Raw genomic sequence first — 26913 nt, forward strand, 5'->3', positions numbered from 1 at the left:
CATTTTACCCGAACTGTATTGAGAGCTTTTTGCATGCGCCCGATAGGGCGCACGCAACTCTAAAGACGATAGTTACTTCTTTGGCTTCGCTGACATCGCGAGTGTGAACTGATCAGAACGGCCGGTGAAGTCGATATCGGCCTTGTGAGCCCATATGCCACTTTCGAAATGCAGCGGGATAAACGCATAATCTTTGAGCACTTCAGTCGTCGCCTGCTGCAACAGTGCAGAACGCTTATCATCGTCCATCGTTTCCACAGCCTCATAAATCAGCTTGTCGAAAACGGGGTTCTTGTAGCTTCCATAGTTGGAGCCACCCATTGTGCCTGCTTCATTGGCCGATGCTGGCCACTGACGCAGGAACGACGAAGCTTCGCCACTCGTCGAGGCCCATCCACCCAGTGCAACACTCAACTCTTTCTTAGAGCGACGCGGGAAATACAAAGCTCGCGTCATAGCATCCACATCGGTTTTAATCCCGATCTGCGTCAGATATTGCGCAACCGCCTGGGTAATCTGGCTATCATTGATATAGCGGTCATTGGTCGTTGAAAGTGTGAGTTCAAAACCATCCGGGTAACCCGCTTCAGCAAGCAGCTTCTTAGCAGCAGCGGGATCATAACGCAGCTCCGGCGCGTCAGGCAGCGTGCCGAACATGCCCTTCGGCAGGAATTCATCTGCCTGTTCAGCGGCGCCATCCATCAGGCGTGCGATAATCGCCTTCCGGTCAATCGCCAGCGACATGGCTTCACGCACGCGAACGTCCTGCAATGGATTTTTACCATCTGCCGATTTGACAAAGGGGCTTTGTGCACGGCCCACATCCAGCTGGTAATAAATCACGCGGGTAGTCGGAGTGACTTCAGCAACGAAACGCTTGTCATCCTTGATACGCGTCAGATCACGCGCCGCTGGATTTTCAACAAGATCATAATCTCCGGCAAGCAGACCGGCCAGTCGCGTTCCGGCATTCGGGACAGGAACAAAACGTACGCTTTCCCAAGGCTCTTTATCACCCCAGTAATTATCGTTTCGTTCTAAGTCGATCGTGGATCCTTTTACATAGCTTTTCAGCTTGTACGGCCCAGTTCCAATTGTCTTTTTGCCGTCATTAAAGTCACCAACAACCGGCCACGCACCCGTGACGCCGCAATTGTTAGCTGGATCAAAAGTTATTTTCCCATGATCAACAATCGACGAACTCAGAATACCAACCGTTCCCATAAAGGTCGCCAAAAGTGGCTCAGGAACTTTTGTCGTGATGATCAGAGTTTTAGCATCAGGTGCTTCTACGGATTCAAAATTTGCTGTAATATCTGCAAAAGAACCAGAAACCGCTGTTTCATTCTTTAACGTGCGGCAAAAGGTAAACAGCACATCGTCAGCTGTGAAGGGCGTTCCATCTGAGAACTTGACGCCCTCACGCAGCTTGAACGTCCATTTGTTTTTGCCATCATTTTCCCAAGATTCTGCCAAAGCTGGGTGCAGCTTCTGCTGCTCATCCTGCCTGGTTAGACTATCGAAAATATGCGCCGCCAGTGCGTTGTTCGGCGTCAGATCATGATAATGGGGGTCAACAGCTGTCGCTTCCGAGGAAAGCGCAACTTTAAGAGTTTGTGCATTTGCTGCACCACACAGAACTGTTGACGCGAAAAGGCTAGCTATCACGAGCTTTTTGTACATAACTATATTCGTTCCCTTGGAGTAGACATCTTTTTGATGTGATTATTTTCATTTTTAGATTATATGAAAATTTCTAGACGTCAACGGCGGAAATAATCAATGGCCACAGCTTTGAGTCCTAAGTCAGAATTTGCTCAGCGAATGGCAGAGGTTTATCCGTCTCTGAGCAAGTCCCATCAAAGGATCGCGGACTTTGTTTTGGCGCGACCTTTGGATGTCGTGGCGATGTCAATTGACGGCGTTGCAGAAGCAAGCGGCAGTTCCACCGCAACAATTACACGATTTGTAAAAACCGCTGGATACGCTGGCTTTAGTGAGTTTCGCGAGCGGATCGTGTCGGATTATCAGTCAATTTCTTCCGGCATGGGTGATTATCAGAATCACGAAAAAAACTTAGATGGCCAAACTTCAACCCTTCACAGATTGCTCATAGACAATGTGCACAATGTCCAAAACACGGTCTCAAACATTGACTATGCAACAGCCCAGAATTTCATAAAGGCTATAATTGAAGCGCACCGCATCATCATATTGGGAACGGGTGCGAGCCACTATGCCGCATCATATCTTGAAGAAGGTTTGGCGCTCTATACCGAAAAGAGCGTGACAAATGCTCTTTTGCGCGGTGCCAGCTCGTATTCAAGCAATATCATAAATTCTATCACTGAAAGAGACGTGGTTATCGCAATATCGATTCCCAGATACTCGCAAAGCACTTTGGATCTTACGAAGTTGGCAAAATCCAAAAATGCCACGATACTGATACTAACTGATAGCCCGACTTCGCCCCTCGCTTCACTTGCGAATAGCGTACTTTATGCGACGGCGAAGAGTGAATTGTTGCCCAACTCACCTTCCGCTATTTTTACCGTTGCAGAAGCAATCGTTGCAACGGTTGCGGAGCAAAGACCCGACATCGTCGAGTCTTTACGAAAAATCCCTCCACCGAATATCATTCGGTGACCGCATAAACTCGTGCTATATCGCAACGAACACCGCTAAGCTTAGCTGCGGATTACCAACCTTCTTGCAGAACCGCTTCCAGTGTATCAGCAAAATAGTCAGCGCTTTTTTTGGTGAGACAAAGCGGGGGCTTGATCTTGAAAATGTTCAGATGATCACCGGTCGGCTGCATAATGATACCAAGTTCCAGCAGTCGGTCACATAGAGCCATTGTTTCTTCGGTCGCCGGTTCCAATGAGGTAGTATTGCGGACAAATTCCAGCCCCATATAGAGTCCCATACCATGAACAGCACCGATCAAAGAATATTGCTGTTTGAGTGCCTCAAGCCGCCTTTTGAGATGATCACCAACGTCGCGCGCATTGGCCTGAAGTTGTTCGTCTTCCATGATGTCAAGAACTGTATTTCCGACAACAGATGATACGGGACTGCCGCCAGCTGATGAGAAGAAATAACCTTCCTTTTCAAGCGCATCAGCGATTTCCTTACGCGTTATCACTGCGCCAAGCGGATGCCCATTGCCCATACCTTTGGCGATCGTAATAACGTCTGGCACGACCTGCTGTTCTTCAAAGCCCCAGAAGTGGTGCCCTGTGCGTCCATAGCCAACCTGCACCTCATCAGCGATGCAAAGGCCACCGCGAGCGCGGATTTCCTGATAGACTTTTTTCAAATAGCCTGATGGCAACGGTATTCCGCCTGCATTTCCATAGATCGGCTCACAGATAAAGCCTGCAAGCCCCTCGCCTTTCGCGTCAAGCTCCGAGAGTTTGTCTAGAACAGTTCCGATATATTGTTCGGCAGTCATATTCCCGCGATAGGTATTTGGAGAAACGACTGGATGCACCCATGAAGGACGCGTTCCAAGCGCATTCGGATTATCAGCGGTTGAAGTGGATACTGCATCACTCCCAACGGTCCAACCATGATAGGCTTCCAACAGCGAGACAATATTGCGATGACCTTTCCATGCCCATGCCAGTCTTAAGGCAAGGTCATTGGCTTCAGAACCACTATTGACCAGAAAAACGGTGTCCAGCCCTTCGGGTGCCAGTGCGGCAAGCCGTTCTGAAAAATCGGCCACTTCTGAATAATGAAAGCGTGAATTTGTATTCAGCTTCAACCATTGCCTGTTCACATTTTCTGCAAGCCGAGGATGGCCGTGACCTATCGTGGTCACGTTGTTGACCATATCCAGATAGGCACGTCCTTCGGTATCAAACAGATGTTCTTTCCAGCCGCGCTCAATCTGAGGCGGATTTTCGTAATAATGCTTTTGCGTGCCAGCAAGGCTTCGATAACGCCGATCGAGCAAGGATGCGGATGCTTTTGAAGATGTTTCGACGGGCAAACCAAGAAATGCGGCTGGCGATGGACAAACGGCCGACCATGCAGAGGACTGCGATGGCTTTGCGAATTGTGGCAGTTCGTCAGATGCCATTTCTGACTGTTGAACGCTGATGACGCCAAAGCCATTCTGTTCATTACGGACTGTGCCGAGCACATCGCCTGATGCTACAGAATATGCCAGCCCATCGATGATATCTACACCGCTGATGTGCAGATTGAGTTCACCATTGCGCAGAATAAGCATACCATCCGAGAAATAGGCGCGACCTTCAAACGGCGCAACAACCTCTGTTCCGGCAGGAACGCAAACCGCGATATGCAGAGAAAAGCTTTGCGGCTCGGTGCGGCTGTTAACCTGCGTGCGTGTCAGTCGATACTCACCATATCGCGTCAGGCTACTGCCAGCAGATTGAGCTGCTTTGAGCAAAATCTGCTGTTCAATGCCCCTCGTATTCCAGTTCCCAGTTACAAACTCAGGATTATCAATCGACAAATCGACCTGTCGTGCGGTCGATAGATCTATACTCGCAATAATCGACTTTGCATTGACCTGATGCTTGGCTTCAAAATCAATACCCAGCGCACAGAAAATCGCTTTTTCCATCAACTCAAATGGAACAGAAGTGGCAACATCAAAGATAATCCGCTCATGTGCTGCATTGGCAGCAGCATAGCTGTTATCCGGATCAAGCTTGAGTTGCTGATGCGATGCTGCAAGCAATACGCAAGCGCGCGCCACGATCAGCGGCCAAAGGGCGGTAAGCTCTTCCCTGTTTAACGGACAAACTGCATGAAATGCCTTCACGGCTGGCAAGATTGAGAAAGGATCTTTTTCTCCGTGATGCAGCAAAGAAGCACAGGTCGTCGCAAGTTCTGCAACCAGCCAGCTTTTGGTCATATCCCCGAAATCGATCACGGCATAGGGCAGCACAGATCCTGAGAGCTCCCGCCGACCGACAACATTATCATCAGTGATGTCGTGGTGGATCACCTGAACCCGCAAACCGTCTCTCACGGGATCAAGGCGCCGAGTTACGCGGTCCATTGCCGTGAAAATGGATGCGGCGACTGTGCTCGACGCCTCATCCTTTAACAAGAATGGCACCGCAGTTTCAGCATGCATCAGATCCCAAAGAGAACTCCTCAGCGCCCCAGTATGGGAGAAATCAGACAATGAACGTGCGACATTTCCTGCAAGTGCCCCAAGCGCTTCAATTGCGGAGCCACTCAAATAATTGCGTGTTGTCAGTGTCTCGCCTTCGATAAAACTCAACAGGCGAACATGATAGTTTTCCGAACCAACATGAGCAGCACCAATGAGACTGCCGTCGCTACATGGAATGACTTTCGGGAAAACGAAAACGTGGTCTGAGCTGTCTTCCTGCTTTAAAGCCAGATGCTGCAAGATGGCATTCTGGGCTTCAAGCTCAACGCGCGGGTACTCACTACGGCTGATTTTAAGCACATAGCTTTCGCTGCCGATACTAACTTTAAAATTCCTGTCCTGCTGACTACCAAGCTCGCGCAAATCGCCCTTCAGCCCATAAACTGAACCAAGAATATCTGCCGCATCCTCAATGGTAAGATTGGGGCGAGACAATTCAGCTTTTGAAAAAAGGGATATTTCAGACATGCGAGTTTCCAATAGAAAATGGTAGGACAGATCAGGAGCTGTGATGCGCTTGATAGCAAGCGCATCACAATTCACTCACGGCTCAACGTGTGTTGTATCGGGCGTAGTAACGCTCAATGCGGGACTGAATGAATTCAAACGAGATGGAGAGCATCCAGTAGATCATCGAGGCCGTGATCAGCATTTCGATATGCCGGAACTCGGTCTGGCCCTGCGTTCTTGCGACATACATCAACTCCCAAACACCGATCACCGAAACAAGCGACGAGTCCTTGAGCATGGCGATGAACTGGTTGCCTGTGGGCGGGATGATAATCCGCATCGCCTGGGGCAGAATGACGAGCCACATTGTCTGCGCCGAGCCAAGACCAAGTGCTGTTGCGCCTTCGGTTTGCCCGCGCGGAATGCTCTCAATACCTGCGCGAAAAATTTCCGTCATATAGGCGCCATAGCACAAAGAAAGAGCGAGAATACCAGCAGGGATAGCGCCAATCACATAGCCAATCTGCGGCAGACCGAGATAGATAATGTAAATCTGCATCAGCAGCGGCAGGCCGCGAAAAAGCGACGTGTAAAACGTCGAAAGCCCGTAAATAACGCCGTTTTTGGATAGCTTCGCAATCGCGCCAATAAGCGCGATGACTGTAGCGATCGCGATAGAAATCGCAGAGATATAAAGTGTCGTGACGGTTCCCTGTGTGATCAGGAAGCCAATTTTACGAGCGATAAACGAAAACGACAGATCAAACGAATAAAAGAACAGCATCAAAAGCGTAAACAGCTCAACCCAAACCGCTACAATTTGCTGCTTTCTCGAAAGCTTCTTAAGGAGCTTCCAGTTCACAAAAAGGATCAGCGAAATAGCAAATGCTGACACGATCTTCGCTGTTGCCGGATTTTCTTTCACCCAGTCTGCGAGTGGGGGAACCACCGAACCCAGCCAGTGTGCACTGATGCCAATTGAATAAAGCGCCACCATAGTGATTGCGAACAAGACAAGGCCGCCAAGCCTGCGCGCTGTATCGGGATAGTTGAGAATGAATCGTCCAAGCATGAACGGTCTCCTTCAATTCGGTGTGCACCCTGTACCGATCGGCTCGATGGATGTCTTTTTGTTCTGGGGGATTAAAATTCGCAGTAAGAAGAAAAGAGCTTACCCGGCGGACCGTTCGCGCCACTTATCCTGCGCTTGCAGTTTCCAATAGGTGAGTTGCGCAACCGCAAGACCGGCATAGCCGCCTGCCCAGGGAAGACCAAAAGGCTCGAACAGCTTGTAACGATCCGTTTTGCCAAGGATTGCTTCGGAGACCACCTTGCCGCCAATTGCCGTAGTGTTCAGCCCATGACCACCAAATGCGGTGCAATACCAAACGCCATCCGGCATTTTGCCAATCTGGGGCATCAAATGACGCGCATAAGCCATCAAGCCAGACCATGCGAGTTCGGTCTTGAGTTCAGAAAGCTGCGGATAGGTGCTTGTCATTTCACTGCGCAATTCGCGTACGAGACCTTCCGTAGACGCAGCCCGCGTTGTTATGCGGCCACCCCACAAAATACGTCTTCCGCCTTCAATCAGCCGATAGTAATCGCCAGCCCTGCGGCTATCGCCAATCGCTGCCGGTGTTTTAATTGCTTCGCTGATCAGGTCGGGGGCTACTTCAGAAACCATCACATAGGTTGCTATCGGCAAATAGGACCGCTGAAGTTTCTTGTTCAGCCCACCCGTGTAACCGCCCGTCGTGATCACCAGATGCTTGGCGCGAACTGAACCCTGGCTTGTGCGAACAACTTTTTGAGAACCAGAAACATCCATCGCTTCTGCCGCTGAATTCTCATAAATCCTGCCGCCAAGACGTTCGATCTCTGCCGCTAGACCGCGTGCATAGTTTAGTGGATGGATGTGAAACGCTTTAGCATCGCGAACGGCCTGATAATAACGGTCAGACTTCAATACGGATTGAACTTCATCACGCGACATATATTCAAGGTCGTAGTTGAAATCTCTTTTTGTTTCCGCGACCTCCGCCTGTAAAGCTGCTGCATCTTCATAGCGCTGAACACTGATCAACCCATGCTTGGGATCAGCAGAGGTAATGTTCAGATCGCGGATTGTTTGGCCTACAAAATCCATACCCTCGACCGAGAGCATGTGAAGCTTTCGAGCGTTAGTTTCACCAGTCGTTGCTGCGATCTTGTCATGACCCGTTGCATATCCGGGGCTGACAAAGCCGCCATTACGACCGGACGCGCCAAAGCCGACATTTTGCGCCTCAAGAATAATAACAGAATGTCCCTGCTTCGCCAGTTCCAGCGCTGTCGTCAGACCTGCAAGTCCCGCGCCAATGATGAGGGTTTCACACTCCTCATTACCAACGAGCGCGGCACGTTCCTTGGTATCGGCCATGGTTCTGAAATAATGCGTATCAGGATAGGACATTTTGTTACCAGCTTCGTTTTATTTCTTTATTTCAGCCTTCATTTCAAATCCCGACCTGCCTCATACAGCGAGGTCGGGATTGAAATATATTTGGAGATTAGTCTTTGCTGTAATCAGCGCCGTACCACTTGGTCGTCAGCGTTGCGAGCGTGCCATCATCCTTCATCTGCTTGATGATTTCGCCGATCTTTGCAGTCCATTCTGCATCGTTCTTTTCAGCGATCACAACAAGCGGCTCACGGAATGCATAACCACCTTCGAGAATGCGAACCGGATAGCCATTCTTGATCGCCGTCTGTGCAGTCTGCTCAGGAGCAATAACAGCATTGAGACGAACGCCATCGCCAAGACGCAGATCGTCAAATGGCATCATGGAATCTTCAAAGGTGCGGACTTCGCCCGGTGTCACTTTGTATTCAAACGCTGGAAGATCAGGCGCATCAATTTCGAGACGACGGTTGATGAAATCTTCCGATGTGGTTCCGGTTTCAACGCCAATAATCTTGCCGTTCAGATCATCCGTAGAATGCGCTGGGCTATCCTTATGAACCACATAGACATATGGGCTGTAGTAATAGATGCCAGCAAAATCGATTGCCTGCGCGCGCGCCTTGGTTGGTGTAACCGAGCCAACGCCCACATCATAACGTCCCTGCCAATGACCACCTGTGAGCGTCGGCCATTCTGGTGTTTCAAAGCGGACTTTGACGCCAAGGCGCTTGCCAATTTCATTGGCCACATCAATGTCAAAACCAACGAGTTCATTGTTGTCATCAAGGAAGCCCTGTGGAGGCCAACCAACATTGGTAGCAACAACCATTTCCTTCTTTTCATTGACGCGGTCGAGTGTTGGACCTGCATGTGCCATTCCTGAAACCAGAAACAGCGATGCTGATGCGAGTGCGAAAAATTTGTTCAAGTTACCCTCCGTTGGTGCGGTTATAGTTTTGTTAGATCAATGTAGAATTTGGCTGAGGAACAGTTTGGTGCGCTCGTGCTGCGGGTTATCGAAGAACTCGGCTGGCGCATTTTCTTCGACGATCTGGCCTTGGTCCATGAAGATCACGCGGTTTGCGACCTGACGGGCAAAGCCCATTTCGTGTGTTACACAGATCATCGTCATACCTTCATCAGCAAGGCTGACCATCGTATCGAGCACTTCCTTCACCATTTCCGGATCAAGTGCAGAAGTTGGCTCATCAAACAACATCACCTTCGGGCTCATGCAAAGCGCACGGGCAATCGCCACGCGCTGCTGCTGACCACCTGACAGCTGACCCGGATATTTATTGGCCTGTTCTGGAATTTTCACGCGCTTCAAATAATGCATGGCGACTTCTTCAGCCTGCTTCTTTGGCATTTTGCGCACCCAGATCGGGGCAAGCGTGCAGTTTTCCAGAATGGTCAGATGCGGAAACAGGTTGAAGTGCTGGAACACCATGCCGACTTCGCGGCGCACTTCGTCGATCTTTTTGAGATCATTGGTAAGCTCGATGCCATCAACGATAATCTGCCCCTTCTGGTGCTCTTCCAGACGGTTGACGCAACGGATCATGGTTGATTTGCCTGAGCCGGATGGTCCGGCCACAACAATGCGTTCGCCGCGCATAACTTTCAGGTTGATGTCACGCAGCACATGGAACTCACCATACCACTTGTGCATGTTCTTGATCTCGATCGCCACTTCGGTCTTCGAGACTTCCAGTTTTGTACGGTCAATTTGAACTTGGGGAGCTGTATTTGTCATCATATCACCCGTGAGCAATCATGACGTGACGCACTGTGGTGTAATCCTCAAGCGCGTAGATGGACATGTCTTTGCCATAGCCGGACTGTTTTAAACCACCATGCGGCATCTCATTGGTCAGCATGAAATGCGTATTAATCCATGTGCAGCCATATTGCAGATGCGCGGCAGCCTTGAGACCCTTGCTGATGTCCTTGGTCCACACTGATGATGCCAAGCCATAATCACTGTCATTAGCCCAGGAAATGGCCTGCTCTTCTTCGCTAAAACGCGTGACAGAGACTACTGGACCAAAGACTTCGCGACGAACGATTTCGTCCTCCTGCAAAGCTCCGGCAACCACCGTCGGCTCAAAGAAAAAGCCCTTATCACCCGATGGATTGCCACCAGCGGTTATCTCGATATGTGCATTTTCACGCGCGCGCGCCACGAAACTCTCAACCCGATCACGCTGGCGACGCGAGATAAGAGGCCCCATTTCGTTTTGTGCATCATCTTCCAGATTGAAACGAATGCTGGAAACCGCACCCGATAAATCCGCGACAAGGCGATCATAAATGCGCGCATCAGCATAAATGCGACAAGCAGCGGTGCAGTCCTGACCGGCATTGTAAAATCCGAATGTCTTAATGCCCTGAACGACTGCATCAATATCGGCGTCTGCCATCACGATGACTGGTGCTTTACCACCCAACTCGAGGTGGGTTCGCTTCACCGATTTTGCTGCAGCCTGCAAAACCTTTTTACCAGTTGCTACATCACCCGTAATAGAAACCATGTTTATCGACGGATGATTGATCAGCGCGTTGCCGACAGTTTCGCCGCGACCAAGAACGACATTTACAACGCCGGACGGCAGAATATCGGCCATTACCTTCGCCATTTTCAGCGCGGTCAAAGGCGTCTGTTCCGATGGTTTGAAAACAACCGTGTTGCCACCAGCAATTGCTGGTGCAAGCTTCCAAGCCATCATCATCAACGGATAGTTCCACGGCGCAATCGATCCAACGATGCCAACAGGATCGCGACGGATCATCGATGTGTGACCGGGGATATATTCAGCAGCAAGCGGTCCCTGCATATTGCGGACAGCACCTGCAAAGTAACGGTAGCAATCAACAACTGCGGGAATTTCGTCGTTAAGAACCGCGTGATACGGCTTGCCGCAATTGAGCGCTTCCAGCGCCGCAAAACCTTCCGCATCTTTTTCGACAGCATCAGCGATTTTGAGCAGATATCCGGAGCGCTCGGCAGGCGTTGTGCGTGACCATGATTGAAATGCTTTTTCAGCAGCTTCAACAGCCTTATCGACCTGACCCAATGAGGCTTCAGGCAAATTCAGAACGACATCACCGTTTTTTGGATTGAGAACAAGTTCTTCATTCTCTGTTCCCAGCTCAAACTGCGAGCCGATAAGCATTTCAGAATTCATTACAGTCTCCGGCAGAAAATATGTCTGCTTTCGTTGCTCATTCATGACAAAAAAAGTCGTAGAGGCTAAGAAAAGCAAAACAGATGTTGGGCTAGATACAAAACCGCACAGAACACCAGCTGCTTCATCTGTTAAAAGCGAAGCATGAAGTCAGAGTAGGTTTTGGGATTATCGAAAAGCGCGTCTGAGCAGCGATGAAGACGCCTAGTTGCAACTCACAAAATTAGCTGAGCCGCACATAGAAAACATGATCGCATTCTTCTCTCCCTTTGGCCGTTTTCGGCTTTTCGTTCCTTGAAGATGAAGTTATCCGAATGACCAACATTCGCAAATTCATTTATTAGAAAGCAGGTATCGGTTTTTCCGATTGGTTCGAGCAATCAGCAACTCACAACACACAGTTCGCTAAATTATTGCTTAGAAACAAAGACCTGAGTAAAGGCGATTTTTCTTAAAACGGGTTTAACGCTGCCTACCAGACCGCGCAGCTTCCGCAATTCCGATGAAATCACGTGCTGACTGTGGAAGACTCGAGCCTTTTCGCCAAACCATACCAATCTGTACGATTGGCAAAGACCCCGACACATCCCGGCTTTCAATCCGGTCACCTTCAAGCGACCACGGGCGATAGACAAGATCAGGAAGAAGCGCGACGCCAGCGCCAGTAGCCACAAGGCTGCGCACCGCTTCGACAGACCGGGTTCTGAAGGCCACATGCGGTCTCGCGCCGAGTGCAGCAAGAAGCTTGCCTGTGTTCTCCTCAATTTCATCGACCGTGAGCATAATCAACGGCTCTTTGGCGACGTCATCAATTGAAATTCCGTCAACGGATATAAGCGAATGCCCCAAAGGCAGCCACAACCGATAAGGCGACGTTTCGAGAATTTCGGCATGAAGTGCCATACGGTCGCGCAAGCTGGAAATCACCACTACAGCTACATCAAGCTCACCACCGATGAGCAAATGTTCCAGATAGGAACCGTTATCTTCGATGGCGCTTACTTCCACATCAGGAAATGCTCGGCGATAGCGTGCCAGCAAATCAGACAGCACGTAGCCCGCAACAAGTGATGTAACGCCAATATTCAGTGTCCGCTTTTCCGTCACCTGCTTACTTAAAATCGAACGCCTTGCATCAGAAACATCCGCCAAGATTTTTGTTGCATGGCGCATAAACTGATGACCGCTATGGGTAACAATCAACCCACGCGGATGCCGCTCAAACAATGTGACGTTAAGATCGGCTTCAAGCTCTTTGATCGCCTCAGTAATTGACGACTGCGAAATAGAAAGGGTTTGCGCGGCACGTGTAACCGAACCCTGCTCAGCGCATGCGATAAAATAACGTAATTGTCTGAGCGTGAACATGGGCGAAGACCGGCATTCTGGAAGCGGCGCGACAGTCGGGCCAATTCATCTATGAACTTCAACTCTTAACGCCAATACTGAAAAGTGCAAATGGCTCAAGCCATCTTTTGCTCCTTCTCGAGTGGACGTACGTTTTGAAGAGCCGGTTAAAGATAAACTTCACTGGCCTTAAATAAGCTGCCAAGTGCTCATCCTTTGTGAAGCTGTCTCAGCGCAAACGATCAACGAGCACCACGCACAAAGCTTTCGCCCAAAGACTATGGAAGACTAAGCTCAGGATCCATTTAATTCAGGATGATGATCTCATTAAGCTTCGTCTTAGGAGACTGATCGATGAGTAATTTTTACTGGCTGAGTGAAGGACAATTGTCACGCTTTCGCCCATTCTTTCCCAAGAGTCATGGACGTCCACGCGTTGATGTCAAGCGGGTTTAAGTGGCGTTATATTAGTTCTTCGCAATGGGTTACAGTGGTGTGATGCCCCTCCGAATACGGCCCCTCTAAAACGCCCTATAATCGCTGGAACCGTTAATGTCACAAGGGAATATCGACTCAGATCTTGAAGAGCCAGTCTCCAAATCGCCGGTCGTGAAGACTGTCATGATGGAATCAACCTACTCACAATGGCGATAACGCTGTTGGCGAGGTACCAATGCTCGCTTCTGGGTCAATCTGGCTCAATTAAACATTCTTCACACTTATCGAACCGAACATTCAAAATGACATAACATCGTTTCCGATCAGTTCCCCTACCAGCGATATCTGCTAAAAATGAGAAACAAATACAATCGCGCAGGGCACGGGACTATAAAGTGAAGCCAATCGTCAAAAGCGAAAAAATAAAAACAAGACGAGCAACACTATCTGGGTGCTCTCAGTCGTTTCCTTTATCTATATCGGGATTGTCATCCTTCTGATCAAAGAAACCGGGGTCTGCCACGAAATGGCTATCCCGGCAAATGCATTTAAGGGTTTCTGGGATGAGTACCTCGGATGCCGCTCGATAAACGAACTCGGTGACACTTTGGCAGGCGCATTCGCCCCGGTTGCATTCCTGTGGCTTATGGGAGCGGAACCCGAAAGGAAACGGAGAGTTGGTGGCGGAAGTCTCCTCGTGGCTCTCCTGATTACGGAGGACGGCGGCTGACGGGTGGTGCCGGGCATAACGCCGTCCTTTAATGTTTTATGCAGCTGGAACAAAACCGCTTCGATCTCGTTTTCTTATTGATAAACAAGGAGATCATTATGCTCACAGCTGGTGTTATGTGGCTTTTCGGTGTGCCGCTCATCGTAGTCGTCCTCATTTATTTCTTCATTCTTAGAAGACGCTGATTTTCGCAACCACCGGCCCACAAAGCCGGTGGCGCTTTTGTCTCCGCGTGCTTGCTACTTCGCTCTGGTAAGACGCGAAATCTATGGCGATCCCGGCAGGGCTCGAACCTACGACAACCGGCTTAGAAGGCCGGTGCTCTATCCAGCTGAGCTAAGGGACCGAAACTGTCATAGCCTTCGTGGGTTGCCATAGAAAATGATAGCTATTGCAGAGCATGAGCCGACCACGCCGCAAACGCATCCGATGGTGAGATGTTACGTCCATTAATCTGACCCCACTGGTGGTTGCGCTTTCACAACCTGATCCTTACGGGCCACGCGCTGCTTAAGCGTTTTGAGATACAACGGCTCATTCGTCGACGGCTTCGGATTGTCCAGCCGGTTCCTCTTATATCCCGTACTCACGTTGCAACGTCCTCAGACAGCTCTTTCTGCCATGCGGCGAGTGCGCGCTTTAAGCTGGCATGGATGCGTGGAAGAAAATCGAGCCGGAACGAGGTTTATCGCGAGTTTGCTGACACTTGAACAAGCTGCCGAAGCACTCTCGGTCTCGGTGCGCCACCTTCTTCATCTGACCACCGACGGCGAAATTCCTTTCGTAAATGCCGGTCGCGGACTGCGCATGATCTGCCGATACGAACCGGCAGACATTCAGGCTTTCATCGAAAGCCGCAAGGTTACACACCCCACGCGAAGCGACGGTATCAGTCCGCTTACCTAAGCGTCAAAAAGAAGAGCTGTATAAGCCAATCGATTTCCGGGCACTCTTAAGCGGACGTTGACCCAATCGGCGAAATAATAAGAGCCGATTGACGTTTCAGCTATGCTCTGCCAGCTTGCGGAAAACAAGAGGTTGATATGGGTCTTTTCATAAAAATCATTGGGATACTAGCATTAATCCCCGGATTGACGATTGCTGTTTTCGGGATTGCAACAATAGGCTCTGACAGGCTTGTTCTCCTGTCCTGCGGGATCAGCTTATGTTTTTCTGGTATGATGATAATCTGCCTTGGTTTAATTATTGAGCATATCCACGACATGAAAGAAACTCATCAACGCCTCCTTAAGCTTCTGGACGAACGTTATTCGACGGAGAAGGAATAAGTTCAGGCACGGGCGCATCGGTATTTCGGGGAGAGAGTGGAAGCGGTCAGACTGAAATCTGTACGTTAGCGAATGGCCAAATGGCAGCGCGAGTCCACTCACAGGAAATCATATCAAATCGGGTATTAAATTATTGTTTTAGATATTATTTTCTTTTGCGAGTCCGCTTCAATTTCGGTTATAAAATAGTACCAATTCCGGCCCGCTTCGGCGGGGTTTTTCATGCGCCTAGCAAATCTGGCTTTGTCCCAATAGCGATTAAAAATACGGGGTTTCGTCAGCGAGTATATCACCCCTTGTCAGTCCCTCAGCTCCAGCGATCGGGGCGTCGTTAGAAACAGTCTTAAAGTAATCAAACTGAATTCCGCTCGTAGGCGCAGCGCCTCTTCAAGGGCTTTCCTCTGGTGGCGGTCGTGACAAACACAGATATACGGATGGCGTGTGTATCTGCTTTTTAATGGAGCGGTACAATGAATGCGGTTACGCAAGAAAATGAATATGACAATGAAAATTGACCTCGACCCTGCCTATCACAAGGGCAATGTGCGAGCTGCCATTGAAGCGCTTTTGAAAGACCGCTACTCTCTCGTCAAAGAGATCGAATACGCCAACCTTGCTATGTCGATGGGCTTTGCTCGTGGCTGGAAGCCGACAGTGTTTGTAAAATGAGTAGATCACGCAGCGAACCGCCAAAGACGCTCATTAACAAGGAATATCCATTTCAAGTCGTGCTTTTTTGACCGACTGGCACAGGACAAATCTTATCCAAATGCTGAATAACCGCACGCGTCTAGGTTGATATCACCCTTGGGGTGGCGCACGGCATGATATCAAATATTTCGAAATAGCTATGTTCAAAACGGAAGAGGGCCAGCACGAGTTCATCAGGCTTTATGGCGGCGTTACACACGACCCTCGGGATAAAAAATCCAAGCCGTGGGACACATATTTTGAAAAATGCGATCGAAACCCCGTCACTTAGAAGCAATGCCGCCTGAAACGCGTATCTGGGGTACGGTGTCTCGGTATGAATTGCACGGATACTATTTTCCGTGTGGGCATATTGGACCAATTCAACACAAGATCATTCTGCGCAAGTCTGGCACGCACACTTTTTTCATCGACAAACGAATGCGTTGCCCAGTTTGCAAATCAAAGGGTGACAGTCAGTTTGGTGTTAGAAAAATTCCTCGCTAGAACTATTCGCAATCGGGCAGAGTAGCTGGGCAGCATCAATTGGCGCCCTATTCTCTTATTTGCAGGAGGATCGCATGTGCAATCTGTACAACATAACGACAAGTCACGAGGCAATGCGCCGTCTGTTTGCAAAATTTGGCGACGTGACAAACCGCGTCGATCCTCAATTGGACGTATACCCAGATTATCCGGCCCCGGTTCTTCGAAGTCTCACTGACGGAGAGCATGAGTTGGCATATCTTCGCTGGGGAATGCCGACGCCACCCATATACGTGAAGAGCGAAGCAGATACGGGCGTCACCAACATTCGCAACCTAACCTCTCCTCATTGGCGGCGATGGCAAGGCGTTAAAAGCCGGTGCATTGTTCCCGCCACCTCATTCTCTGAATACGGTCAAACGCCAGATCCAAAAACAAAGCGCAAGCCGCTGCACTGGTTCGCTTTGAATGAGGAAAAGCCGCTGTTTGCGTTCGCTGGCATCTGGACGACATGGCAAGGCGTGCGGAAGAAAAAGGATGGGCCGGTCGAAGTCGATATATTCGGCTTTCTAACTACTGAGCCTAACGCAGTCGTTAAGCCGGTCCATCCCAAAGCAATGCCGGTAATTCTTCGCACGACAGAGGAAATTGAAACCTGGCTTCGCGCTCCATGGGATGAGGCAAAGGAAATGCAGAGGACATTGCCAGACACCGACTTGATCGATTTGACGCCCAGAAATGACAATAAGTAAGAGCAAAAAGGCTTATTTTAAGTTTTGATAGGTGAACCTCTTATAGCAGGAATAGAGGGGCTTCCATTCCCTGAGTATAGATTTCATCACTAAGTCTACTATAGTTTGAACATTGGCATAAAGTGCGAATATCAAGCTTTAATGAAACTTGTTCCACCAAATATCATCAATAGGTTGCGGCCATATATTTAGCCCATTAAAAAATGATACCTATAACTGCAAAAAATGGAGAAATATATGCGCCGTCTAATTATTGCAGCAGCAATTACCGGAACAACATTGACTTCCGCATTTGCTCAACAGCCAACGCCTGAACAGATGGAAATGGCTTACAATGCCGCGCGCAATCAGCTTGGCGTGCTCTCATACTGCCAGGAAAAGGGCTTTATTGACGGCAGCGCAATTGAAATTCAGGCAAAGTTGATGACGCTAGTTCCAACTCCTGCTGACGTAACTAAGGGCGATGCAGCTGAAGCCCTCGGTAAAGAAGGAAAAGTTTCAGCTATGGGCATGGAGCAGGACATTCAAACGTCAGCGAAGGCTCAGGGTACCGATGAAGCTAAGCTTTGCGAAATGATGGCAAGTACCATTAAACAAGCAGCAGCCAACTTGCCAAAATAAAAAAACAGCCCCGCTCGTATTCAGCGCAGTAGGGCTTTTTCTCGTCCTACGCCAGCACTACAAGAACTTGATCAACGCGCTTGTTGAAAACCGCCATAGCAATTCTCATATAGGGCACGGAAAAGTTCATCTGGTTTAGTTAATTGGCGGAGGCTGGCGGTACTTGCTCGGAGGAAGCAGGCGGGACAGACTGCTCGCTGTTAGCTGGAGTTTCCGGTTCAATGACATTGCCAAATATCTCTATCCCGATCCAAACGACTGCCGCCGCAGCAAGACTGACCCACAATATAATGAGAACTGGTTTGCCTTCTTTGCCCTGCCGCGCCTCGGTGGCGTTTAACTTTTTCACGAGATATTCCTCCTGTCAGAACAAAGCTAACTAAAAGGCCAACCGTCGAAGCGCGAATAAGTTCCGTTCTGGCGCTAGCGTCTCCTATTTCTTATCCTGCGCCAGCAGAAAAGAGAGCAAGCACACAACAATCCATTTTCTAAGATTTAGTGTCCTCCTCCCGATTACAAATAATTAAACCCGCCGAAGCGGGTTTAAGTCATCGTTCAAATAATTCCAGTAATCACCTAATTTCCATCGAGCAACTGATAGCTGAATGTATGACATTCATCGAACTTACATTGTACGCCAACAGATGCGAAATTCACCACTCCAATTACGACCACGTAGACGCTTAAAATACCGGCTAGTGTTTTCAGGATCGGAAATTCAGAAACAGGTCTGTCACGCCACTGAGTATTTCCACCCCAGACAACCAGTTGTGCAGCCAATGCGATGATTAAGCATGTCGCTATCAACACCGACCATACCGGCATGTGCATCCCAAAAACCGCACTGCCCACATATTCATGTCCAGGTCGAGGGTAAATGTCGAGCAAGGTCTGACGTACGGCAATAACGAGCAAGAGAACTGAAAAACCGAGACTAATACCTGTGTTGCGATAGGAATAGCCATGTCGGAACTGCTGCATGATTCCAAAACAGACACCGAACATTGCTGCACGTTGCAATAAGCATAACGGGCACGGCAGTTCACCGCTAACGTACTGCAATGTCATTGCGGCCGTCAGAATTGACGCAACGACAGCCATCATGCCGAGCATGTAGAAGTAAAGAAACCCCGCCAGTGTGCCTCTGTCTCTATAAGCTTGCGTATCCATAATAACCATATCAGCTATCTCCTCAAGCAAGCTTTGTTGACTGAATTGGCATCAGTTCTGTTTGTATCCATGGCATTCTATAACCATAATCAGGACTATAAATTTCCCAGAGGAATTGATGGACCGCCAAAACAAGGAATATAGCTAAAAGCAATAGTGCAACGCACCTACGCCCATACCAGCCGACGACAAGCGTAGCAGCCAGAAACCCAAAAACAACGAACATCATGAATAATAACTCCAAGCCCATTTATAAGATGCTTATTGTACTTTATTGCAAATATAAATAGTTTATTAGCTATTTATTTTGTTATAATACTTTATGATTAACTTCATATTTTAAACCGACTTCAAACCAACCCCGATCACAAAAGCCACGAACGCCATTATCTTGCCGCTGATAACCTGCCACATGTTTTGGGACAGGATGCCGCTCACCTTCTCGATCTTTTTGTCGAGGTCATCAAATCGCTTGTCCACATTCTTCCATTTCTCGCCAGTTCGTGTGCCTGCAATCTCCGACTGACACTGCTCAAGCTTGGTGATACGAGGCACAATCCCGGTTAGATTGTGTTCCATGGCGCTCATACGCGCTCTCAGGTCTGCTTCTGTGTCTCGCATTGATGTACTCACTTCCAACAGCCCCGCGCATTACCCAATTGATTGTGACGCAATGCACTGCCCTGCTTTCATAGCATTTCCAGCCAGGTAGAGCGCGGTGTCAGGCTGAAGGCTTATCTGCTTCCATCCCATGCAGTTGGTCACATTGCTCACGCCCCCCAAGCTGCTTGCACGAGCAAGAGAGTCCATACTGATAATTGCCTCATCTCTATCGGCCCTCTTTTGGACTGCATTTGCTGTCGCTTCTGCTGCAGCCAATGCTAACCGCTGAAGCTCTTTCACTGCCCCGGCCACATAACCAGCAGCCAGACACAAAAATGCCGCTAGAATAGAGGCGACGGTGATCTCCAACCAGTTGGGGGTTAAGGCCAAGATCATACGCATCAGCCGATGTACGCTTGCAGGTCTTTAACCGTCTTAAACAAATCAGCACGACGCTCGATACCGCAGATCGCAAAGCCGATGGTTGAGGCACTGAAAACAAGCTGAACTCGCCAATCCAAACCGCCAAGGAACGAACCTACTCAGCTGACGGCCGACATGATTGCGGCGCCAGCCCATGTCCAAACTGTCTTACTATGCGATGGCTTCGTACCAAGCTCGCCCGGATCGGCGAAAATCGGGCCCCCCTACACGATAACATCTGCGGCAGGCCGGACAGTCCCGGCGGTGTTCACCTTGTTCAAAACAGCTTCAATCTTTGCAGGCCTAACCAGGGCTTTATTCAACGGGTCGCCAGTGTAATAACTCTGACCGCGTGTCAGATCGCGGTGTGCGCCCTTGGTTGCGGCCATTACCGGAAACGATGCCCACTCCTGCGAAAGACGCTTGCACAACTCAGTGCGGCTGACTTTGCCAGCGATGAACTCGTTATACCCGCGACGAATGGGCAAGTGAAAGCCGAAGCGATCTTGCAAATCCGGGTCGAAGACCTGGGTGCCGCGTAAACCAAGCTCCTGAGCCAAACCTTGCAAGTGGCTTTGATGAACCGGTATCCACCGGATGCCGACGGGTTGAAGCGCTTCGTAAATGAAGCCTGTGGGTCAATAAATTCGCCAAGCGTCAAGCTTGTGATCTGCTGAGTTAACTTCCCCTGATTGTTGCCGTAGATTACGTCATAAGATGCGCGGACTATGCTTCCGACTTCCGTATGTGCGATGAAGTCAAGCAAAAGCGCCGCGCCAGCAGGCACGGTTCTATCCATTGCATTTTCGTTTCTTGTGACACTGTGTTGGGGCCGTATGGCTTTAAGGTCGTTTTCCCCTGTCGCGGCTCGGTTGTTATAGCGTGCGCTAATCGCAGTCTAGAGCGCCAAATATCATTCCACACAAAGACATCGCGAAGCCCGACTGCCTGCACGCTGAATAATACGCGGTCTGCGAATTGGACTGGTGGGATTAAGTTGTCATTCCTACAATCAATTCGTAATAGGCTGTCGTCATAGCGTTTGAGGTTTCCGTGTCAGACAAATTTGAATGGGTCGATTTCCCGCAGGGACAAGCACAGTTTTGCGGTAGCATGCGGGGGACCGACGAACTCGGTCACAATACGTTTGCTATTCGTTTTCTTGGGAAGACCTTCTATGGAGAATTCGAGTATTCTCAGTGTCTGAATGTGTCGGCAAGCACAATAACCATTAAAATGTTCGGTTATAGTGACAAGACTAATCTCGGCAACACGTCCAAAGGTTCGCGCCTTCATTTTAACCAAAGTAACGTGAAAGCAATTTCCGACATGATAACACAATTAATCTTGCATAAGAGTAGCAAGCCTTTCCCATTACACAAAGTAGTGGATTTTACAGGAAGCATTATCTTTGCGGATAACTGGATCCAAACTACTTCACTTTAGCCAGTATTTTTCTGACTTTTAATCGGCACATCAACCAGGAGGAGGGTATCGCCAAGGTGCAATTTCATTGTGTTTTCCTATTTTTGTGAGATGATTAGTATGCGCTCTAAAAGCCCCCGCTTTCAGTAGAGCGCAGCCCCGGTAGCGCCCGCATGCACCGGGGCTTTCTTTTTTTTGGATCAAAATCTATAGCACGACGTTAACAGTTCATTAGGAACTTGGGAGAACGTCATGCTGGTAGAGTTTTGGGCGTCAGTCGCTACTGTTAGTGTTATCGTGACTATTTTTTGTGCATTGATGTGGCGTTGCAGAGAGAGAGATCCTCGCAGAGAGTGGTCTCATTAGTTTAATCGGCGTACGCGACGGTCAGCGCTAATTCCGTTATAAGCCTAGACACCTTTGCTTTCATTTTTCAGCAAAGGCCGTGAACCTTTTCCCCATCAAGTAGTTTATTTGGCGAAGAGGATAAATGATGGGCATTTTCATCACCACTATATCAACGGCGTGGCTTGTTCTGATCGTATTCAATGCGTGGATAGATCGTAATGATTAGTGATAATCCATATTTGATGTAAATAAGTTGACAGAGCCACGCATGCATCATCCATTCTTAGCAGACGCAGACGGCGTAATTTACGCAGGTTTATTCATTGCCATTATTGCTCTCTTGGTCAAGAGCTTCACCGCAAAAGGTAGTCTGTAATCTGGCGCCGTATGCGTAAGTCGTTTGGCTCATACGTGCTGGTTTCACGCTATATTTTGGATGTTAGCAATGTTGAGAGACACCGGCGGAACTCTGGTGGGCTAGCCACGTTCTTACCAGCGGTGGGCGTACAAAAGAACGGAAAGTTGCCATGTACAAAATGTCAGCATTTGCAGCGGTCTTCATGTCGCTTGTTGCTTTAACCGCTCCAGCAAACTCCCAGAGTATCGAAATCGGCCCGAATGGCATTCAGGTCAATCCAGATGGTAACAATCGAATGGACCGCAACCGCCGGGCTATTCGCGGTGATATCAGTGAGCGTCAAGCAGCGCGCATTGCTCGAGCCGAGGGTATGGATGAAGTTGAAAGCGTCTCCAGCCGTCGCAACAGCTACGTTGTTCGCGGAATAGACCGCCGAGACAACGACATGCGCGTCGTCGTTGATCGACGTACTGGTGAAGTCCTCGAGGTTCGCTGAAGATCGACTGAGCCCCGCACAGCCACTAGTCGTCCGGGGCTTTTCTTTCACATATTAACGACCGCACGATTTTGAGCCACATTTTCATTTCGAAGGGATCAACCAGCCCCAAGCCAAGATATTTTTCGTCAACATCAAAATCGTAGTTATATGGTATACTGCGAGATGGAAAAGTGAGTCAAAGCTAGCTGAAACTCAACAGCTTTTCCAAAAAAGTAGGTTGGTCATGTCACCATTTTACCTTAAATCCAACTTGTCCTTTAATCATATAGCTATTTGCAAAGCTGTTGAAGCTTGTGTTGTAAACGCCTTCACCATAGATCGAATACTTATCATCATTCCAGTTGTACGTTCCTCCCAGGCCCACGCCAGCCCAGAATCGATCTTTTGCATTGGCTAAGCTTGTTTCTTCCAGATCGACCCTCGTTCCATTGAGGAATTCATAATAAAGATTCGTCAGCCCATAAATATGGGTGCGGTTTGCCATGCCCTGGCTGTTTTGCCATGCATTCTCATGAGCCAATGCAAGTCCAAAACGTGAATGAAGACTATCGCCGCGTTCCAGTTTAGCTCTGGAGCCAAAGCTATCAGTGAAATCATCAAAACTAATGGCCGAATATATCAGTTGTGCTTGTGGAGTAAAAGACCATGACGGATCATCCAGCGCAATGCGCTTTCCACCTTCTATAGAGAAGGCATAACCAATACCATGATTGTCCGGGGCAAGATCTGCGACAATCATATTCGACTTCAGGTTACTGCGATACCAACTGAACTGTGCCTGTGCATCGGCATAATAACCCTCATCATGATACCATGTAAGCGATGTTCCAACACGATAACCTTCCGTGTTGATCGTTCCATCGCCAGAGGCAGAATAAACTCTGGTTTCAGCGGATGTATATTGGAAGTTTAAGCCGCCAATGAGCTTGCCTGTATTGTTTTGTTGCAACATGCCGTCAATACCAATCTGAACTTTATAGATGTTCTGGTTGAAATTGACTTCACTTCCGGAGACATGCGGTTTGATATGATTGTGCGCGCCTTCAATGCGTCCCCAGATACCATTGCCCTCTGTATGATTGCCAGCTTCCTCAATGGCAGCATAGGCACTATCAACACTGTCTGCACCTTGTATGATGGTTCGATTGCCATTCCCTGCCCATACACGATTGCCGTTACGCTCTTGTAGAGTGGAGAAGCTGTTTAAAGCCAGGAGTGATTGCCCATAGGCTTCATAAACAGGAGCACCTGCTTGATAGAGAGGCTGAGGATTAGGATCATCACGCAGAGAACGCAAATACCAATCACCATCAGAAGCGTCGCTGACGCCATTTTTGTGAAGCTTATAGGCATAAGCACCAATCACAACAGCCTGTTCGCCTTCATGTTCATAATTGCCCTGTAACCTGAAAACGCCATTAGAGTTCTGCTTGACATCAACAAGCTTGATCCCCTCCACAGTATAGGTTCCAGTGCCGCCAGCATTTTCAACTGCCAGAGTGGTGAAACCTTCACTGTTGCCATTGATGACCAGTTTGTCGGTAATGGAATTGTCGTCGCTCAAGACAGTGCGGATCCGGATGATACCATTATTACCAATATAATTGCCGTTAATCGTTAAAGTGGTTCCCGGCGTCACACCCATGTCAGTCAGCCCGCCATTGGTAAGCGAAGACAAGGTCTGGTCGTAATTCTGTAGGGCGAGCGCACCACCGTCTTCAATCGTAAAGGCGGAAGCCTGGCTGAGGAGGTTTTCACCCGTAACTGTCACTGTGCCACTACGTATGATGGTCTCACCGGAATAATTACCTTCAGCTGCGATTTTCAACGTGCCAAGCCCGCGCTTGACGAAACCGCCCGTGCCTGTAAAGGATGTAAGGGTTGTCAGCGTATCGTTTTCTTCTACTGCAATGGCACCATTACCATCATCGAAAATGACGCGTCGGTTCAAATCCATATCAGTCGTAGCCAGTAACGTGCCGCCGTCAAAACGTAATGTGGCGGAAGCAGCGCCCAGGTTGGAATCCCTTGATACAGAAAGTACACCGCCAAGCAATTGCGTCTGACCTGTATAAGTATTGTCATTGGTCAGGATGACTTTACCGCTGCCGATAATCTTCAGTGTATCAGAAGCGCCATCGACAATCCTGGAGCTTATGGTTGTGCCGACGCTCGTTGCTATATTCAGTGTACTGCCGCTTACACCTTTAAGCGCAAGTTCACCGTCAACAATCTGATACCCATCGGTGATAAAGTTTAATGTATCAAACGTTTGCGTTCCCTCTACGCTGACAGTTCCTTTCTGGCCCGCGAAAACACCAACAGATTCTCCCCAGACGTCATGCGTTGTAATAACAAAATCATCCACCCAATTGGTATTGGCTGCATTCCATATGCCATCGCCGCCCTCTGCATTGCCTGAACCTGACATTTTCGTCCCATCCCAGAACTGCATAGTTTGGCCCGCACCAAGAACCTTTAGGTAAATCGACTGTGGTACGTCGTAACCAACTGATGCAGAGCCGATCTCAAAATCCGGGTTTGTAGAGACGACGGTCTCATCAGAGAACTGCGTGCCGTGGGAAGGGGAGTTGTAAAGAAACAGAATATAAATGCCAGCGCCGGCAACTCTTGTCTCAAGACTGGCACCGTCGATGTTAAGCTGATCTATAAAAACCGCCGTGTCTTGTGCATTATCATCTGGATTGAGCGATCCCATGTTATTGAAATCAAAAATGGCCCTCGAGGTCGCCTTGAGATTAAGCTGGTCCAGAAATACAAGACTACCGCCATTGTCACCTATACTTAACGTACCGTCGACATCGACGATACCTGAAAAGGCGCCATAGCCTCCCAATGTTCCACCTGACAGAACGTTAACCTTGCCACCTAAGATGTTGAGATTGTCAGTGTCTCCGTCTTCGTTGGCAAGATAAAGCTTGCCGTCATAGATGTTAGTCGTACCGTTAAATTGGGAATTGTCAGCGGTAAACGTGGTATTGCCCGCATATTGGTTGATTGTGTGGCTGCCAGCGCCTGCATCCGAGAGCTTCGCTTTAAGCTTAAACTGACCTATATGATTAAAATTTATAGAGTTATCACCATAACCCAGTCTGATTTCTTTGGCAGATAAGAAACCAGGATTTGCAGGACTTTGTCCGTGTGCAGAACCAAAATTAAGCTGTGAGCTTGAGCCTGCTGTGGAAATGGTTTGAGCGCCTAAATTGATAATTCCGTTACCATCGCTAACCTTGACCATAGCGCCGTCTGAAAGCGTCAGGGATGCCGTCCCTTTTTGGCCAATGTGTATATTACCGGCTACAAGTGTTGTTCCGGGATCTGTTAATCGGACTGCACCAATACTTCCAGAACCTTCAGCAATAGAGAGTGAATTTCCAGCAATTAAAGACCCGGATTCACTTACATTTATTGCAGCACGTCCGTTTAATCCGACTACCGTATCACCGATATAATTTGTTAAGTTAGATTTTATTCCAGATATATAGACGGTACCTTCACCAGTTGAGCGATCACCGATTATAATACGATGTCTACCATCGACAGATTCACTTGCATAATCGGAAGCGCTTCCACCTTTTGATATATTAAGAGTACCGTTTCCCTCTTTTCCGATAATAAATAAATCTGAAAACTCTATAAAAGAACCTGTATCTTCAACACTAACAATCCCATTTGATCCAGCATTCTCACCTAAAATTATATATCCGGACGCATATGCGTTTTTATTGTTGATGACATTGAAAATACCGGTGTTGGACACTCCAACAATTATATTACCCCCATCACAACGAGGCAGATCCCGGCTTACACTGCATGTTGCATACTCAGTTCTATTATCAATGATAAGTGACCTATTAAAGTCAGGAAAGTCCGGAAGCTCGCCATCATCGTCATCATCGTCATCATCATCAACGTCGTCAAAATCATCAACCTCCAAACTTACTTTCATGAAGTAATCATTGTCATTAACATTTAAGTTCTGCGCATTAGTTATATTTTGATTGTATAGTAGCACAAACAATATGATAGGTATGTATCTCATTAGCGCCATGCCCCCACATTTTATAGATAAAATGGCTAATTAAACGATACGTTTGGTAATACTTTTATAAGATACGCGATTTCATAATCTTGTATGAAGCAGCAATTATACCATATAGTATTGATATAGATAGCGATTATTTAATTACTTGTTTAACAAATTTTCCGCACTCATGGGTGATCGCCGATTATTGTTAGAACGTAACCTAATAAGCCGATGCGCTGGATACGGAATGTGTTCATTACTGGTGTGAACCAAGATGGTGTGGCGTTGACTATATAACGCTGACGACGGCAGATGAATGACACGATGATCGCCACAGACCTCGCATGACGCCATTCGGACACGCCCGGTTGCGCAATGACGTGATCAACACAAGCACAGTGGCGAGCGGAACTCGGAAAATGTCCAAGCGGTCCCTCCCAA

21 protein-coding genes, 1 tRNA gene and 1 pseudogene are annotated in these 26913 nt (G+C 48.5%); 8 read left to right on the top strand and 15 right to left on the bottom strand.

All coding sequences use genetic code 11. The features are described from left to right. Nucleotides 1-72: 72 nt before the first annotated feature. Nucleotides 73-1683, bottom strand: a complete 1611-nt coding sequence (locus ACOZHT_RS17220; RefSeq protein WP_421566146.1) for an ABC transporter substrate-binding protein — start codon at nt 1681-1683, stop codon at nt 73-75. A gap of 99 nt (nt 1684-1782) precedes the next feature. Between ACOZHT_RS17220 and ACOZHT_RS17225 the strand changes: the two genes are divergently transcribed. Continuing rightward, complete coding sequence (locus tag ACOZHT_RS17225; RefSeq protein ID WP_421566147.1) at nt 1783-2646, top strand: MurR/RpiR family transcriptional regulator; 864 nt, start codon at nt 1783-1785, stop codon at nt 2644-2646. Nucleotides 2647-2698: 52 nt separating this feature from the next. Here ACOZHT_RS17225 and ACOZHT_RS17230 read toward each other — a convergent pair whose 3' ends face one another. From ACOZHT_RS17230 to ACOZHT_RS17260, 7 genes are all read right to left on the bottom strand, one after another. Beyond that, on the bottom strand, nt 2699-5629 hold the full coding sequence (locus ACOZHT_RS17230; protein WP_421566148.1) for an aminotransferase: 2931 nt from the start codon (nt 5627-5629) through the stop codon (nt 2699-2701). A gap of 82 nt (nt 5630-5711) precedes the next feature. Further along, complete coding sequence (locus ACOZHT_RS17235; protein WP_421566149.1) at nt 5712-6683, bottom strand: amino acid ABC transporter permease; 972 nt, start codon at nt 6681-6683, stop codon at nt 5712-5714. 99 nt (nt 6684-6782) lie between these two features. Continuing rightward, the gene (locus ACOZHT_RS17240) at nt 6783-8066 is read right to left on the bottom strand and encodes an NAD(P)/FAD-dependent oxidoreductase (protein ID WP_421566150.1); all 1284 of its coding nucleotides are present in this window, start codon (nt 8064-8066) and stop codon (nt 6783-6785) included. A 97-nt stretch (nt 8067-8163) separates the two neighbouring features. Then, nucleotides 8164-8934 carry a transporter substrate-binding domain-containing protein gene (locus ACOZHT_RS17245; protein WP_421566172.1) on the bottom strand — a complete coding sequence of 257 codons (771 nt, stop codon included), beginning with the start codon at nt 8932-8934 and terminating at the stop codon, nt 8164-8166. An 87-nt stretch (nt 8935-9021) separates the two neighbouring features. After that, nucleotides 9022-9813 (bottom strand): amino acid ABC transporter ATP-binding protein, encoded by a 792-nt coding sequence (locus tag ACOZHT_RS17250; protein ID WP_421566151.1) that lies wholly within the window; start codon nt 9811-9813, stop codon nt 9022-9024. Nucleotides 9814-9817: 4 nt separating this feature from the next. Beyond that, complete coding sequence (locus ACOZHT_RS17255) at nt 9818-11245, bottom strand: gamma-aminobutyraldehyde dehydrogenase (protein ID WP_421566152.1); 1428 nt, start codon at nt 11243-11245, stop codon at nt 9818-9820. Between the two features lie 462 nt (nt 11246-11707). After that, nucleotides 11708-12613 carry a LysR family transcriptional regulator gene (locus ACOZHT_RS17260; RefSeq protein WP_339510847.1) on the bottom strand — a complete coding sequence of 302 codons (906 nt, stop codon included), beginning with the start codon at nt 12611-12613 and terminating at the stop codon, nt 11708-11710. Between the two features lie 333 nt (nt 12614-12946). Between ACOZHT_RS17260 and ACOZHT_RS17265 the strand changes: the two are divergent. Continuing rightward, nucleotides 12947-13142 (top strand): annotated as a pseudogene (locus tag ACOZHT_RS17265) (transposase); the annotation flags it as partial. A gap of 887 nt (nt 13143-14029) precedes the next feature. On the opposite strand, the gene ACOZHT_RS17270 reads toward ACOZHT_RS17265, so the two are convergent. Beyond that, nucleotides 14030-14106, bottom strand: a tRNA-Arg gene (locus ACOZHT_RS17270). 311 nt (nt 14107-14417) lie between these two features. Here ACOZHT_RS17270 and ACOZHT_RS17275 point away from each other — a divergent pair. The 5 genes from ACOZHT_RS17275 to ACOZHT_RS17295 all read left to right on the top strand — a co-directional run bounded on the left by ACOZHT_RS17275 (nt 14418) and on the right by ACOZHT_RS17295 (nt 17598). Further along, entirely contained in the window at nt 14418-14666 is a 249-nt protein-coding gene (locus ACOZHT_RS17275) for a helix-turn-helix domain-containing protein (protein ID WP_421566153.1), read from the top strand. Nucleotides 14667-14803: 137 nt separating this feature from the next. After that, nucleotides 14804-15049 (top strand): hypothetical protein, encoded by a 246-nt coding sequence (locus ACOZHT_RS17280; RefSeq protein ID WP_339510843.1) that lies wholly within the window; start codon nt 14804-14806, stop codon nt 15047-15049. A gap of 498 nt (nt 15050-15547) precedes the next feature. Beyond that, entirely contained in the window at nt 15548-15718 is a 171-nt protein-coding gene (locus ACOZHT_RS17285) for a hypothetical protein (protein WP_421566154.1), read from the top strand. Nucleotides 15719-16320: 602 nt separating this feature from the next. Beyond that, nucleotides 16321-16977, top strand: a complete 657-nt coding sequence (locus ACOZHT_RS17290; RefSeq protein ID WP_421566173.1) for an SOS response-associated peptidase — start codon at nt 16321-16323, stop codon at nt 16975-16977. A 237-nt stretch (nt 16978-17214) separates the two neighbouring features. Then, nucleotides 17215-17598 carry a pore-forming ESAT-6 family protein gene (locus ACOZHT_RS17295; protein WP_421566155.1) on the top strand — a complete coding sequence of 128 codons (384 nt, stop codon included), beginning with the start codon at nt 17215-17217 and terminating at the stop codon, nt 17596-17598. 139 nt (nt 17599-17737) lie between these two features. Here the strand turns inward: ACOZHT_RS17295 and ACOZHT_RS17300 are convergent, their stop codons facing one another. The 5 genes from ACOZHT_RS17300 to ACOZHT_RS17320 all read right to left on the bottom strand — a co-directional run bounded on the left by ACOZHT_RS17300 (nt 17738) and on the right by ACOZHT_RS17320 (nt 20363). Beyond that, complete coding sequence (locus ACOZHT_RS17300) at nt 17738-17947, bottom strand: hypothetical protein (protein WP_421566156.1); 210 nt, start codon at nt 17945-17947, stop codon at nt 17738-17740. 227 nt (nt 17948-18174) lie between these two features. Beyond that, nucleotides 18175-18777 carry a disulfide bond formation protein B gene (locus tag ACOZHT_RS17305; RefSeq protein WP_421566157.1) on the bottom strand — a complete coding sequence of 201 codons (603 nt, stop codon included), beginning with the start codon at nt 18775-18777 and terminating at the stop codon, nt 18175-18177. A 330-nt stretch (nt 18778-19107) separates the two neighbouring features. Then, nucleotides 19108-19389, bottom strand: coding sequence for a hypothetical protein (locus ACOZHT_RS17310; protein ID WP_421566158.1), 282 nt, complete (start codon nt 19387-19389; stop codon nt 19108-19110). Nucleotides 19390-19419: 30 nt separating this feature from the next. Further along, on the bottom strand, nt 19420-19773 hold the full coding sequence (locus ACOZHT_RS17315; RefSeq protein WP_421566159.1) for a hypothetical protein: 354 nt from the start codon (nt 19771-19773) through the stop codon (nt 19420-19422). A 245-nt stretch (nt 19774-20018) separates the two neighbouring features. Next, nucleotides 20019-20363, bottom strand: coding sequence for a hypothetical protein (locus ACOZHT_RS17320; protein WP_421566160.1), 345 nt, complete (start codon nt 20361-20363; stop codon nt 20019-20021). Between the two features lie 1731 nt (nt 20364-22094). Between ACOZHT_RS17320 and ACOZHT_RS17325 the strand changes: the two genes are divergently transcribed. Further along, on the top strand, nt 22095-22421 hold the full coding sequence (locus ACOZHT_RS17325; protein ID WP_421566161.1) for a PepSY domain-containing protein: 327 nt from the start codon (nt 22095-22097) through the stop codon (nt 22419-22421). Nucleotides 22422-22650: 229 nt separating this feature from the next. Here ACOZHT_RS17325 and ACOZHT_RS17330 read toward each other — a convergent pair whose 3' ends face one another. Then, complete coding sequence (locus ACOZHT_RS17330; RefSeq protein WP_421566162.1) at nt 22651-26487, bottom strand: autotransporter outer membrane beta-barrel domain-containing protein; 3837 nt, start codon at nt 26485-26487, stop codon at nt 22651-22653. Between the last annotated feature and the right edge of the window lie 426 nt (nt 26488-26913).

Source organism: Ochrobactrum sp. EDr1-4 (assembly GCF_049199085.1).
Taxonomy (GTDB): Bacteria; Pseudomonadota; Alphaproteobacteria; order Rhizobiales; family Rhizobiaceae; genus Brucella.